A 13892-nucleotide genomic window follows, 5' to 3' on the forward strand; every position below is an offset into this window, starting at 1 on the left:
ATTGCTTAAGGAAACGCCATTGTTTCAACACCATTGACTATTAACCATTAACTATTCACTATTCATTAATTTTGCCGGATGATACTGGAAGAAGTAACCACGGCGGCACAGGCGAAGGCTTTTTTAGCAGTTAATGTACACATTAATCAGAACGACCCCAACTATGTGCGGCCACTGGATAAGGACGTTGAAGAAGTTTTTGATCCATCCAAAAATAAGGCCTTCCGTTTCGGGGAAGCCATCCGCTGGATACTGAAAGATCCGCAAGGCAACCTGATCGGGCGTGTTGCCGCTTTTATAAATAAAAAATATAAAACCAAAGGGGATGACGGACCGGTAGGCGGCCTGGGCTTTTTTGATTGCATCCATAACCAGGAAGCTGCCAACCTGCTGCTGGATACGGCAAAGCAATGGCTGGAAGCCCGCGGCATGACCGCAATGGACGGGCCCATTAATTTTGGCGAACGCGACAAATGGTGGGGCCTGTTGTCTGAAGGCTTTGAACCGCCGTTATATTGCATGAACTATAACCAGCCTTATTATAAGGAGCTGTTCGAAACCTACGGCTTTAAGCCGTTTTTCTACCAGGCCTGTTTTTCCCTCCGGGTTAAAGATCGCGTACAGGAAAAATTTTATGAACGGCATAAAGCACTTGCCGCTGATCCGGATTATTCATCAGACAATATCAAAAAGAATAATCTTGATAAATACGCAAGGGAATTTACGATTGTTTATAACAAAGCCTGGGCCGGGCATGGCGGACTCAAGCAAATGGAAGAAAAAGTGGCACGCAAGATGTTCCAGAGCATGAAGGCCGTACTGGATGAGCGCATCTGCTGGCTGATCTATTATAAAAAAGAACCGATCGGCGTTTGGATGAACCTGCCCGATCTGAACCAGTGGTTCAAATTGCTGAATGGCAAATTCGGGTTACTGGATAAACTAAAATTTCTCTGGTATAAAAAAACAAAGCCCTGTAACAAATTTGTAGGTCTGGTATTTGGTATTGTGCCGGAATTTCAGGGCAAAGGTGCCGATGCGTATATGATCGTAGAAGGTTGCAAGCAAATACAGCGACTAACCATAGAAAACGGTGAATACCGGATAGGGAAGCCTATCTATGACCAATATGAAATGCAATGGATCGGTGAGTTCAATCCCAAAATGATCAATGTGGCAGAAGCCTTAGGCACGTATAAGAGCCGGAGGTTGACCACCTACCGTTATAATTTCGACCGGGAAAAGGAATTTAAAATGCATCCCGTGTTGTAATAAAAAGAGGGCATCTCAAAAATCTATTCCCAACATACGCCGGGCAGGTTTGCCGTTTAGGATTCAGCTTATTATTCGCGGTATACAGTTCCCTGTTATTCGTGACCTAAATAAATATATCTGAACACCTGTATGAAATCAAACCCGTTTTTTGAGATGCCCTTCTAAACTGGTCAACTGCAATCCTATCGGTTACAGTCAGCCGACCAAGTATTACCATCTTTAGCTACTGCAATATTTAGGTTATTAGCATTGAAACGGATAAAGCCTGTATACCCGTTTACCGTCCCAATATACCCCTGGTCTCCTTTAGAGATCTGTACATTTGAGATGGTGGGAATATTGTCTGAAAATTTAAAATCATAACGGTCACCCACTTTTGTCACAAATACAGAACCATTGGAATTTGTTACATCCTTATCCCCATGATAAGAAACATTTCCTTTGTACGTACCTGCAAACAGATCATTATCAGCGGGGTTGTCATTCTTGCTACAAGAAGCCAGCACTACCGTTCCTGCAATCAGCATAAGGCTTAAAAATTTCAAAAGTTGCTTCATAGAATCTCAGTTTTATAAGGTTAAAAAAAATTACATATCATGTAAGACAAGCACAATGCCAAACTATGGATATACGATTTTGTTTTAACATTTTTTACAAGATCGATATATGAGAAAACAGCCCCTGTGCTCTTTCCTAAACGGCTCATTCTATTGAGTTCCACGAGATTTTGCGTGCCGGGTTGATATGATTATTTTTGTTAAAAATCCTTATCATGAAATTTACATTTTATGGCCAGTCCTGCTTTTTGATTGAGATCAACGGGAAAAAATTCCTGTTTGATCCGTTTATTACGGGGAATGAACTGGCGAAAAATATCGACATCCATACCATCGAGGCGGACTACATCCTGGTAAGCCATGGTCATGGTGATCATACCGCAGACCTGATACCCATTGCCCGGCGAACCGGTGCACTGGTGATCAGCAATTTCGAAATCATCAGCTGGTTACAGCAACAGGGCATCAACCATGTGCACCCGATGAATTTCGGAAGCTATGACTTTGATTTCGGTACGCTCACCTATATGCAGGCGTTACATTCCAGCAGTTTTCCGGATGGCAGTTATGCAGGTGCCGCGGGTGGTTTTATTTTTGCATCGCCCCGGTATAACTTTTATTACAGCGGTGATACCAGCCTGATGCTGGATATGCAACTGGTGCCCCATTATGCAACCATCGATACCGCCATTTTACCCATTGGCGGCAACTTTACCATGAATGTCCGCGATGCTGTAAAAGCCAGCGATTTTATTCAATGCAATCAGATCATCGGGGTACATTTCGACACTTTCGGGTATATTAAGATCGACCATGCAGCAGCAGTGAATCTTTTTAAAGAAGCCGGAAAAACATTACTGATCCCGGAGATCGGTCATTCGTACGACGTGTAGCGAAGGATTTCACGTTCAAGGTTCAACGTTTCAGATCAGATCCGCATTGCACGTGATATAAGGTGTACAGCTCCCGGTTTCCATAACATCCTGATCGAAGGACAGATCATGAAGCAGTAACGGTACCTCACTTTTACATTTTATATTTCGCATTGGATATTTTACATTCCCGAAGGGTATCCCCTTTTACCCAAGTACTCAGTTATTTTACCCTCTGCCATCATCATCTTTCTTTTTTTATGAATTTTATACTTCATAAAATACGATGCATATGCAATTGAGAGCCGTTTCCTTTAGTTTACTGGCCGTTTGTTTCATCGCCGTTTCCTTTAAAGCCATTCAGTACTGGCCATCTTCCCTTGTAGTGCTGAACAGCAACGGAACACTAACGTATAAGGCCGATGAAAAAGGGAATACCATTCCCGATTTCAGCAATGTGGGCTACCGCACGGGCAACGTGCCGATCCCCGAGGTGCCGGTGGTGCAAACCATCAGCCCCGGTGCGGATGCAGAACAAACCATTCAAAAGGCCATTGATGCCGTGGCCGGAAAGGCCCCGGATAAAAACGGTTTCCGGGGTGCTATCCTGTTAAAAAAGGGCCGGTATCCCATTCAACATAATATCCGGATCAATGCCGGCGGAATCGTACTACGGGGCGAAGGCAGCGAAACGCTACTGATAGCAGAAGGTACGGATAAACGGGCCCTGATCGATGTATCCGGAACCGGCGAACCCACAGAGGTAAAAGGAACCCGCACCCCGGTTACCGCTGATTATGTGCCGGTAGGCAGCAGGTCCATTCCCGTAAAATCTGCCGCAGCATTTAAACCAGGCGACGCGGTGATCATTCACTGGATGGCTAAAGATCAATGGATCGAAGACCTGAAGATGAACCAGATCGTTGAACGGCCCGGTACCAAACAGTGGCGGACCAAAGAATACGACCTCAAATTTCAGCGGACCATTACCCGCATTGAAGGCAACACGCTCTTTATTGATAACCCTGTAGTAATGGCAATGGAACCCAGGTACAATACAGCAGAAGTTTATATATACAGCTTCCCCGGCAGGATCTCAAATGTAGGCGTGGAGCATCTAAGCTGTGCATCTGCATACACCTCCGATACGGCAGAGGATCATTCCTGGGATGCCGTGGCATTCAACCGGATCGAAAACGGATGGGTGCGCAACGTAAATGCCCGGTATTTTGCTTATTCCTGTGTAAACCTGGGCGCTTTATCCCGCAACATCTCCGTGCTCGGTTGTTCCATCTCCGATCATAAATCCATTATCACCGGCGGACGCCGCTATTCGTTTAACAATACCGGGCAAATGAACCTGTTTATGAATTGCGCGGCCAGCGACGGCCGTCATGACTATGTAACCGGGGCCCGGGTATGCGGGCCCAATGTCTTTTACAATTGTACGGCAGTGCGCACACATGCAGATATCGGACCGCACCACCGCTGGGCCATGGGCACTTTATACGACAATATTACCACCGACGGCGAAATCAATATACAGGACCGCGGCAACTGGGGAAGCGGCCATGGCTGGTCTGGCGTAAACCAGGTTGTATGGAATTGTACTGCAAAACGCGCTACCGTACAAAGCCCCTGGGTATCCGGCAAAAATTACTGTATCGGGTTAAAAGGCGAAAAATCAACAGGAAGACTTTCACAGCGTCCGGACGGCGAGTGGGAAGGCCAAAACAAACCGGGCCTTGAACCAGCTTCTCTTTATATGGCACAACTTAAAGCGCGGGGGATACAGCACCCCTAACCCGCTGGACATCAGGCATCCATTAACAGTGATGCACCGGATCAAAGCCCTCCCCGGTAACAGCGTTGATCCCTGCCTGACAGTTTTTGTGATAATTTATTTGTAATAAGAAAAAATATCACAGATTAATTATTACAAATTGTAATAAAGATTTTGTGATTAAAAAAAATATTACAAATTTTTTATTACAAAAGGAACAGGGGATCTTCTTCACCATCTTGCACGGTTACCGGTGCGCTGCACCTCCACGGGCATTTACTGCCGTTGGCTGGCGGGATTAACGCTGCCCTGCAGCTTCTGGCGACAACACTAACCTTACACATATACAGTCGTTATCTGAACAGATCACAGAAGAACAATTTACCCTTCATCCCCGTGTTTCCTGAAAGGGGAGCCGGGACTTAAATGATCTTCATACGCAGGGTCCTCTGCGAGAGACCCTCGCGGAGAAAAGGCGCAGCGCGCCGCTCCTCTCTATAACCTGGAATGCGTGAAGGCTTTCCAGCCGCAGCGCGGCGGTAATATTTTACGCTGCCCTCATCAACCCTGCACGGTTACCGGTGCGCTGCACCTCCACGGGCATTTACTGCCGTTGGCTAGCAGGATTAACGCTGCCCTGCAGCTTCTAATGACAATATTAACTTAACCCATGTGCGATCGCGGAAAACGAAAAACATTACATTTTTTTATCACAACAAAAACAGGCTATCCCCTTCATCCCGGAGTCTCCTGAAAGGGGCGCCGGGATTTAAATGATCTCCATCCGCAGGGCCCTCTGCGAGAGACCCCGCGGAAAAAAGGCGCAGCGCGCCGCTCCTCTCCATAACCAGAAATGCGTAAAGATCTTCTCAGCCGCAGAGCGGCGGTAATATTTCACGCTTCCTTCATCAACCCTGCACGGTTACCGGTGCGCTGCACCACCATGTCATTTATTGTCGTTGGCTAGCAGGATTAATACTGCGCTGCAGCTTCTGACGACAACACTAACCTTACACATATACAGTCGTTATCTGAACAGATCACAGAAGAACAATTATCCCTTCATCCCGGTGTCTCCTGAAAGGGACGCCGGGATTTGAATGATCTCCATACGCAGGGTCCTCTGCGAGAGACCCCGCGAAAAAAACAAACCGGTCTTCATCACTGACCGGTTTTCTTATTGCCCGATGACCCATCCAGGAAGGCAGCTGTGCTCTTCAGCTCCGCGTAATAAAATCCCATTGCTCCCAGCAGAGCGGTCTGAACATTTGCCGCAGCAACCTTTTTCCCCTGCACCTCAAGATCGCGCGTAGCGGTAGCATCGGTAATTACTACGCACTCGATGCCATAATCCTTTGCAGCTTTTACCGTGGCATCCACACATACATGGGTCATCATTCCTGTAACCACCAGCTTTGTAATGTGGTGCTGCTGCAAGTAGTCGCGCAGGTCCGTTTCCCGGAAACTGTTGGGATAATGCTTGGTAATCAATTTTTCACCGTGTGCCGGTTTTACCCGCGGGTCTATTTCAATACCCGTTGTACCGGGCAGGAAGAAACCGGCAGCCGGATCATTTGCAATATGCCGGACATGAATAACGGGCAGTTGCTTCTGCCGGAAATGGTCGAGGATACGGCCGGCGTTATCTGCAGCTTCCCTTGCTCCGGAAAGCTCCATACGTCCGCCTTTAAAATAGTCTTGCTGAACATCAATAATGATCAATCCTTCTTTCATTTGATTTGAATTTTGTTTTTGTTGTGCATTTGTTTTCATAAAAAATACGATGAGCACCAAAAGGAGCATGTAGTTTCTTTTCATATACTTGTTTTAAACGGATCCTGTTAAACGCAAAATTGCAGCGCCCTGCGCCCCTTGCCAATGACATAGGTCAATCCGGATGTTAAAATTGCCGGGGGTTATTTTCGCTGTTTCAGCATGCGGCTGAAAAAAGAGGGCGTTACGCCGATATAGGAAGCAATCTGGCGATGGGTGAGCCGGTTGGTTAAAGAGGGGTATTGTAGCCGGAATTTATCAAACCGTTCCGAGGCCGTGAGGCTCATCGCATCCAGGATCCGTTGCTGGCTCATGGCAAAAGCACGTTCGGTAAGTACCCGGAAATAACGTTCAAATCTGGGAGTTTTCTCTAAAAGCAATGCCTGGTTGGCCCGGGAAAGCAGCGCAGCCTGTGTGGGTTCGATGGCTTCTAAAAAGAGGTTGCCGGCTTCATTGGTAATAAAACTTTTTACATCCGCCACCCACCAGCCTTCGGGAGCAATGGTAAGAATGTGCTCCTCTCCTTTTTTATCGATCAGATAACTTTTGATGCAGCCGCTCAATATGAATGCAAAATTGAGACAGTTTTCTCCCTCGCGCAGCAGCACCTGGTTTTTGTGATAGGTAACCCGTTTCAGCAACATCAGGAAAAAACTCAGCTCATCCGGTGTTACCGAAATATGTTTTTGAATGTGCTCCTGCAAAAGATGATAGGTATGGTCACGCATAAATACAGGCGCAAAGATCCGGATATTTACACTACGGACCTGAGCGCCTGTATATGGGTTGCCATACCAGCCTACCGCAATAACGCCGTAGCGCACCAAAGCAGCGGCGCCTGACCATGAAGGTCACCGGTATTCCTTTTACGGTCCAGGTAATACTGGTGGTCATTTTTCTTATTGGTACCTTCGCATACATCCGTAATATCGCCATCGGCATTGATGTATTTAATAAGGGATAACCAGGCCTTCCGCGCAGCAGGTCCGTACACTTTTGGATCCAGCCATCCCTCTTTTACACCGGTAATAAATGCACAGGTGAACATGCCGGTGCAGGAGGTTTCCTTCCAGGATGCCGGATCATCGATCAATTGGCGCCACATACCGTCTTCGGCCTGGTACTTCAGCAGCGTGGCCATCATCTTTTTATACCCGTTCATAATGCGGGATCTGTTAGGATTGTCTTTCGGAAGCGAGCGCAGCAGTTCGCTCATGCCAACCGCCATCCATCCATCGCCCCGGCCCCAGAAATAGGGTACATCCGGCGCGTGATAAAACAATCCGTTGGGTTGTTGTAAGGAATCCAGGTAAAACACCATTTCATTCGCCGCCTTATCAATATACCTGCGGTCGCCCGTAGCACGATAGGCCTGCGACTGTACCGCCGTGATCATAAACATATCATCGATCCATAAGCGGGTTTGCCAGGTAAGCCCTTTGTTATAAAAGCGGTGTGATTCCGCCGTTACCCTTTTCCCTTCGGGCGGGCCCCATTGTTTATCGGCAAAATGTTGTCCCAGCTTCAGATAGCGGGCATCCTTTGTTTGCATATACAATTCAAACGGCACTGATCCAAACACGGTATAGTCTACATGATCGGGTATAGGCACCAGGGTGTCGCGGCTTCCCAGCAGCGGCTCAAAACGGGCGGCCAGTTGCTGTGTGAGCTTTTTATTTCCCGTCACTTTTGCAAACGTCAGGGCTCCGTACCAGGTACAGGTTTCCGGGTAGGTAATAACCTTGGGCGGGCCCGGGCGGTTAAAGTTGGTATGCGGTGTGGCCACAAACCGGTTGGCAATGATATTACCAATATCCCCGGGTGCGCTACCCGCCGGCCAGTTTTTAAAATCAGCCGCCGCGTTTTTGGGTTGCGCATAAGTGCCGGTGCTCAAGAACAGTACAGCAGCCGTTGCAGATAAAAGAAAAATAGATTTCATTGAAACGTTTTTATTTTTTTAATGGTTGTTAATGGTTTCGCCCGGCCAGTTATCAGTGCGGAAGGGTGATGCCGGCAAACCCGCGTTATTAAACAATACTGCGTGAGGCACTGTGCTCCAGCCAAACCGTACAGCTACCGGCTGTGTTACAGCATCGCTCATCACCACAATGGAATTTCCTTCTATTTTGGCCCTGGCGGGAACAAACTGCCGGTTGGCACCGGCGATAGTAAAACCGGTTAACAGGCCATCTTTTGCAACCAGTCCGTTATCCGCAAAAGAAAACCGGATGCGCATTTGATTGCCCTCCTGTTGGGCCGATTGATAAAGGGGACCGGAATAAACCAGGTGCTGTTTTCCATAATTTTTAGCCAGCGCCCATAAAGCCAGCCGGTGCCCTACCACGGCCTTGCCCCGGGGATGGATGTCGAGCGAATCACCCGCATCGGTGATTACCGCCATACCGGTACCGGGCACTGTTTTATAGGTGAGCAGCTGTGCTTCCCGGATCTCCGGACTTTGCTGGTAATGCGGTGCGATCTGCACAAAATAAAAAGGGAAATCCGCCTTCCACTCCGTTCTCCAGCTGCGGATCATGGCCGGAAACAGCTCACGGTACTGGTAAGCCCTTCCGGCATTGGATTCTCCCTGGTACCAGATCACGCCTTTCAGTGTAAACGGGATGAGGGGGTGGATCATGGCGTTGTAGAGTTTTGTGGGCGATTTGGAATTCTGTTCAGGCTCCACGGGACGTGCCGGTTTTTTACGGAGTCCCTCAGAACGGGCGGCCGAATCTTTCAACCATTGATCCAGTTCCTGTTCGTATTTCGCCAGGTCCTCCGGGTATGTTTTTACAGCCGTTTCATAACGATCGAGTATCCGGCGAAATTCCCTGCTGGTATCCAGCACTTCCCTGCGCGTCCAGGATTCTGCGGGTGTTCCGCCCCAGGAAGAATGGATCAATCCTACCGGTACACCTGTTGCCTCCCGGATCTCTTTGCCAAAATAATAAGCCACTGCCGAAAAGGTGGCCGCTGTTGCAGGCGTACAGGCAGCCCAGTTTCCTTGTACATCCGGCTGTGGTGTTGCGGCCACTTGCTGCCGTACGGTAAAGAGGCGCAGGCGCGGATCTGTAGCTTTTGCCACTTCTTTTTCATAATCGATGACACCGGTACGCCAGGCCTTTTGTTTGGCCATCGGAAATTCCATATTCGATTGACCCGAGCAAAGCCAAACTTCTCCCAACAACACATCACTTACCTCGATGGTATTTGTACCATTGAAACGGATACGATACGGGCCTCCTGCCGCGATGGTTTTTACATGGGTCAGCCAGCGTCCGTCGGCACCGGCGGTAACCGTAACCGGCTTCCGGTTCCAGCTGCATTGGATGGTAATCCGTTCTCCCGCATTTGCCCATCCCCATAACGCTACGGTTGTTTTTTGCTGCAACACCATGTGATCGGCAATCACCGCCGGTAGTTTTACAGCCGCATTTATGCTACTGCTGACGCATAAGAACAGCAGATAAAAAACAGATTTCTTTTTCATTGATGATACCATTTACAAATATTGCGCTCCTATGGAACTTAGGATTTTTTCATTTCAGCGGCTCCGCAATCATCCCCTTCAGTTTAAACAATTCCTTTCCCTGCCGGTACGGACTAACCCTGATGGTATACACACCCGCTTTTTTTGCCCTGAAAATCGTAACGGGGTGTTTGATAAACAGCAGCGGTGCCGATTTATCAAATTCCGAAGTTCTTAATGTGCGGAACATATACGTTTCCCCATCTACCTCCAGCCGCCCCTCCTGTTTGGCGCTTTCCTGCGGGCAGGCGTATTCCAGGATCAGTTTGTAATCGCCGGGGTCGGCAATCCGTACCGTAAACGTGGCCGCATCTTCCGGTGATTGCATACCGGTAACACAGGTAGTATGTTTCCAGTCGCCAAAGTAATGGCTATAGGTAAGCGACTCTATTTTTGATGCACCGCCTGTTTTTGCAAATATGGCTTCAACGTTATTTGCCGCATACTGTGCTGAAACGGTTACCGGTGCTGCAGCATTATAAGCCGGCGGTGTTCCCTTGTATTCTACCACCAGTACCTTATCGGGTGTATGTGTTTCCGGGAGCGCGTTCATATTTACGATCAGGTCACCGTCCCGCTGCTGAAAGGAAAGGGGCTTCTTATCCGTTAACGCATATACTTTGGTGATGGCATTGGAAAAGCCCGGCACCAGCAACAGCTCGTTTTCCGGACGGTCCCATACATGCAGGAACAGCTTGCCTGGCTTGGAAGTAGTTACGCCCCAGGGTTGCGCCGGTATCCAGCCCGCGGTAGAAGCATAAATGCTTTCCCCGTTTTTCTGAAGCCACACACCGGTTTCCTTGAGGTACTTTATCGAATAATAAGGAATGTTTCCTTTCCCGTCCGGTCCTACATTCAGCATCAGGTTACCGCCTTTAGACGCTACATTGGAAAGCAAACGGATGATTTCATGCGCGGATTTAAAATTCATATCATGCGCAATATATCCCCAGGAATCATTATGCGTATAGATCGATTCCCAGGCACCTTTGATGGGCACCGGCGGCACTTCCGAATCCCCAAAATCCTTGTAATCACCCAGGCCCTGCCCCACCCTGCTGCTAAACAAACTTTGCGGCTGTAGTACCCGCAATTCATCAATAAAGGCTTGTGTCTGTTCCTTTGTCATACCGCCCGGCGTATCAAACCAAACGATCCCCAGCGGTCCGTAATTGGTCAGCAGTTCCTTTAGCTGGGGTATGGCTTTTTGACGGTAGTACTGCTGGTAATCTTTTTTCGATTCATCAAAATCCCAGGTATTCCTTCCGCCGTTGGGCTCATACCAATCCTGGAACTGCGAATAGTAAAATCCGAATTGTATCCCGCGCTTCCTGGTTGCTGCCGCCAGCGCCTTCATGGGATCTTTTTTATATGGGGTTGCATCCATAATATCAAAATCGGTTACCCTGGAATCAAACATCGAAAAGCCCTCATGATGCTTGGCCGTGATCACCATATATTTTATACCGGCATCCTTTGCGAGCTGCGCCCATTCATCAGCGTTAAAATTTACGGGATTGAAGCTTCCGGCCACTTCGCGATAGCGATTTACGGGGATCTTAGCCTGGTGCATGATCCATTCCCCGCTGCCATAATAATGCTTTCCATCCCAGGTACCGGCCAGCTGGGAATACAGTCCCCAGTGGATGAACAATCCGAACTTGGCTTCTTTGAACCATTGAATATTGGGATGTTCCTTGGCCATGGACGACTTATCCCACATTTCCTCCATTCCCTGCTGTGCATAGCAATAACCGGTTATTGCTAAAGCAAGCACTGCTAAACGTAATTTCATTTCTATTTATATTAATGCGATTTATTCATAAAGACTGACCAGCAGCAGGGCTGCAATCCCATACACCGGGCCTGTACAACGTTTTTCTATTACCGGTGCGCTGCACCTTCTTTACCATTGCCACTGTTTACTAACGACATCAACGCTGCTCCGCAGCTTTTAATAGCGAAGATGAATCGGATATTAAAAGACGGGCAATCACAGATCGCATTGTGTATAAGAACTTCCTTCGCCTTTTTTATACAACGTGATAGCCGTGTACAGCTCTATACCTTTATTATTTAAAGAACTAAAAAAAATCCCTGTCACACACCTATTTTCCATTCACTAAAAAATATACGATCCGCACGGCATGACCTTTTGATTGCGGATGCTGCTGATCTGCGATGGTAATGCTCAGCAGATGCCTTCCTTTTTTTAACCCGTCGCCCAATAACAGGTACCAGGGCAGGTGCAGCCCCTTGCTCCATTGGGTATATAGATCCACCGTCTTTTCGGGCCCGCCATCGATCGAATAACGGATCACGCCGGCATCCGGACCCGAAACGACCGCAATCCCTACTGCGCTCCCCTGGAATGAAAGATTGGTTGAGGCACCCGCAGTTATACCTTCCAGTACCGGCACTTTTACAAAGCCCGGGCGGGTGCCAATGCCATCTGCCGGTTGCCAGGATGGATGTAACACAAAGCCATTTTTAACCGAAGCTTCTTTTACCGGAACATACCTTCCGCCGCCATAATGAAGCGGATCCATGGCCTCCGGCATTTTTTTTACAACCATCGCTTTGGGTTGGTTGCCACCCAGCTGTGTTTGCAGCAAGGTCTTTATACTATTAAAATATATTTCCTGACCGAATGGCGAGGGATGCAGGTTCTTGAAGTCGTATTCCCAGTTAAATTCTTTATGCGCGATCCTTGCATGTACTTCTGCTGCCAGGTTGATAAAGGGTAACCGGTAATGCCGGGCTACGGCATCATGTACGGCAATTTCCGCAGGAATATGATCGGCCTGAAGATCGGCCAGTTTGAACTCGTCGGCAAAGCCCATCAATACGATGTCCATGGCCGGATTGCTGTTTAGCGCATGCCGCACAATGCCTTCCAGTGCCCGTTGCTGCTGCATTTCCGGTGTGCCGTTTACCCGGTCGTTCACCGCCGCTTCAATAAAGAGCAGGTCTACCCGCCCCCGATCCAGTACATCATTCTGTAAGCGGAATGCATGAGGCAGACTTCCCAGAGAGGGAATACCGGCATTTAAAAAGCGAAAATGTGTTTCGGGGTACCGCTCCGCGAAATATTGTTCCACCTTATTGCGCCAGCCCGTCATATTGGTAATGGATCCGCCCAGGAATGCCACGGTCACTTCTTTTTTATGCCGGATGCGGAACAACAGGTTCTCCAGTTTTCCATAAGTATGGATAAAACTATCTGCGGGCAATGGCGTTGGCTGCTTCCGCACATTTTCATAAATAAAATCTGCGAGGGCCGCTGTGTTTTCTATAGGGAAATGGTGCCCTTCCAGGTCCTGCCTGCCACGGGTCATGGGGATAACGGTAGCCGGCCCGCCCTTGCGTATATAGTTTTGAACCAGCACCAGCGTATTTTCTTCCGCCGGAACGATCTGGTCCTGCAGCCCGATCACATGCACAATAGGAACCTTGTACGCTGCCAGTGCTTCAAGATTGTCCTTCGGCTGATCGGCATATTGCAAGGCCTCAGTTTCTGTAAGGCAGTATACCTTCAGTAATTTCTGCCATTCTGCAGGGGCGCCTTTGCCCTTGCCTTTTCCCGCAGGCCAGCTGGTAAAATCGCAAACCGGAGCCTCCGCATAAATGCAGCTTACTTTTGAAGGGTTCCGTTTTGCCCAGCCATACGCATATAATCCGCCGCGGCTTACCGCCTCCAATGCCGGCCTGGCGGCAAAATGCAGTTGTGTTGTGAGATAATGATACAGATCATCCCACCGGTTCATGGCACTGGCATGCCCGAAACGGTCGCTGGCATTGATGTATGCAATATGCACGCCGCGCTGCAATAACAAACTGTCCATATCTGTATGCCATTCCGGAAAATAAGCACGCCATACCCATGGTTTACCTTCCAGCGGTACGGGAGGCACCGTATACCAGGCTTCATTACCATCCAGCTTAAAGGTGAGCCGTTTAAATCCTTTCCAGGTAACTTCCTTCAGGTCGGTAATGGTTTGGGCGCCGCCTTTACACAAGCCGATTCCGGCGGCAAACAACAGCAACAACCATTTTTTATATTTCATGCACAGCATTTATTCCGGCAAGATCAAGTCAAGCGC

General features: G+C 48.4%; 10 protein-coding genes. 3 read left to right on the forward strand and 7 right to left on the reverse strand.

The window, feature by feature from the left end:
* The first annotated feature begins 78 nt into the window (after window positions 1-78).
* Window positions 79-1272, forward strand: a complete 1194-nt coding sequence (locus tag LQ567_RS23425; protein WP_231008325.1) for a hypothetical protein — start codon at window positions 79-81, stop codon at window positions 1270-1272.
* A 185-nt stretch (window positions 1273-1457) separates the two neighbouring features.
* On the opposite strand, the gene LQ567_RS23430 is transcribed toward LQ567_RS23425, so the two are convergent.
* Window positions 1458-1832 (reverse strand): hypothetical protein, encoded by a 375-nt coding sequence (locus LQ567_RS23430; RefSeq protein WP_231008327.1) that lies wholly within the window; start codon window positions 1830-1832, stop codon window positions 1458-1460.
* Between the two features lie 215 nt (window positions 1833-2047).
* Between LQ567_RS23430 and LQ567_RS23435 the strand changes: the two genes are divergently transcribed.
* Both LQ567_RS23435 and LQ567_RS23440 read left to right on the forward strand, forming a co-directional pair.
* The gene (locus LQ567_RS23435) at window positions 2048-2725 is read left to right on the forward strand and encodes a metal-dependent hydrolase (protein WP_231008329.1); all 678 of its coding nucleotides are present in this window, start codon (window positions 2048-2050) and stop codon (window positions 2723-2725) included.
* A 271-nt stretch (window positions 2726-2996) separates the two neighbouring features.
* Window positions 2997-4508, forward strand: a complete 1512-nt coding sequence (locus LQ567_RS23440; protein WP_231008331.1) for a hypothetical protein — start codon at window positions 2997-2999, stop codon at window positions 4506-4508.
* 1140 nt (window positions 4509-5648) lie between these two features.
* Here the strand turns inward: LQ567_RS23440 and LQ567_RS23445 are convergent.
* The 6 genes from LQ567_RS23445 to LQ567_RS23470 form a co-directional block, all read right to left on the reverse strand.
* Window positions 5649-6305, reverse strand: coding sequence for a cysteine hydrolase family protein (locus LQ567_RS23445; RefSeq protein ID WP_231008332.1), 657 nt, complete (start codon window positions 6303-6305; stop codon window positions 5649-5651).
* 98 nt (window positions 6306-6403) lie between these two features.
* Entirely contained in the window at window positions 6404-6988 is a 585-nt protein-coding gene (locus LQ567_RS23450; RefSeq protein ID WP_231008333.1) for a Crp/Fnr family transcriptional regulator, read from the reverse strand.
* Between the two features lie 71 nt (window positions 6989-7059).
* Window positions 7060-8199, reverse strand: a complete 1140-nt coding sequence (locus LQ567_RS23455; protein WP_231008334.1) for a glycoside hydrolase family 88/105 protein — start codon at window positions 8197-8199, stop codon at window positions 7060-7062.
* An 18-nt stretch (window positions 8200-8217) separates the two neighbouring features.
* Window positions 8218-9750, reverse strand: a complete 1533-nt coding sequence (locus tag LQ567_RS23460) for a sialate O-acetylesterase (protein ID WP_231008335.1) — start codon at window positions 9748-9750, stop codon at window positions 8218-8220.
* A 49-nt stretch (window positions 9751-9799) separates the two neighbouring features.
* A complete protein-coding gene (locus tag LQ567_RS23465; RefSeq protein ID WP_231008336.1) occupies window positions 9800-11584 on the reverse strand; it encodes an alpha-L-fucosidase in 1785 nt (594 codons plus the stop codon).
* Between the two features lie 313 nt (window positions 11585-11897).
* Window positions 11898-13856, reverse strand: a complete 1959-nt coding sequence (locus LQ567_RS23470) for an SGNH/GDSL hydrolase family protein (protein ID WP_231008337.1) — start codon at window positions 13854-13856, stop codon at window positions 11898-11900.
* Between the last annotated feature and the right edge of the window lie 36 nt (window positions 13857-13892).

It is taken from the genome of Niabella pedocola, assembly GCF_021044425.1.
GTDB classification, from domain to species: Bacteria; Bacteroidota; Bacteroidia; order Chitinophagales; family Chitinophagaceae; genus Niabella; species Niabella pedocola.

Coding starts and splice junctions, on each gene's coding strand:
- LQ567_RS23465 (WP_231008336.1), bottom strand. CDS start 11,584: ATGAAATTACGTTTAGCAGTGCTTGCTTTAGCAATAACCGGTTATTGC.
- LQ567_RS23435 (WP_231008329.1), top strand. CDS start 2,048: ATGAAATTTACATTTTATGGCCAGTCCTGCTTTTTGATTGAGATCAAC.
- LQ567_RS23450 (WP_231008333.1), bottom strand. CDS start 6,988: ATGCGTGACCATACCTATCATCTTTTGCAGGAGCACATTCAAAAACAT.
- LQ567_RS23425 (WP_231008325.1), top strand. CDS start 79: ATGATACTGGAAGAAGTAACCACGGCGGCACAGGCGAAGGCTTTTTTA.
- LQ567_RS23445 (WP_231008332.1), bottom strand. CDS start 6,305: ATGAAAAGAAACTACATGCTCCTTTTGGTGCTCATCGTATTTTTTATG.
- LQ567_RS23440 (WP_231008331.1), top strand. CDS start 2,997: ATGCAATTGAGAGCCGTTTCCTTTAGTTTACTGGCCGTTTGTTTCATC.
- LQ567_RS23460 (WP_231008335.1), bottom strand. CDS start 9,750: ATGAAAAAGAAATCTGTTTTTTATCTGCTGTTCTTATGCGTCAGCAGT.
- LQ567_RS23455 (WP_231008334.1), bottom strand. CDS start 8,199: ATGAAATCTATTTTTCTTTTATCTGCAACGGCTGCTGTACTGTTCTTG.
- LQ567_RS23470 (WP_231008337.1), bottom strand. CDS start 13,856: ATGAAATATAAAAAATGGTTGTTGCTGTTGTTTGCCGCCGGAATCGGC.
- LQ567_RS23430 (WP_231008327.1), bottom strand. CDS start 1,832: ATGAAGCAACTTTTGAAATTTTTAAGCCTTATGCTGATTGCAGGAACG.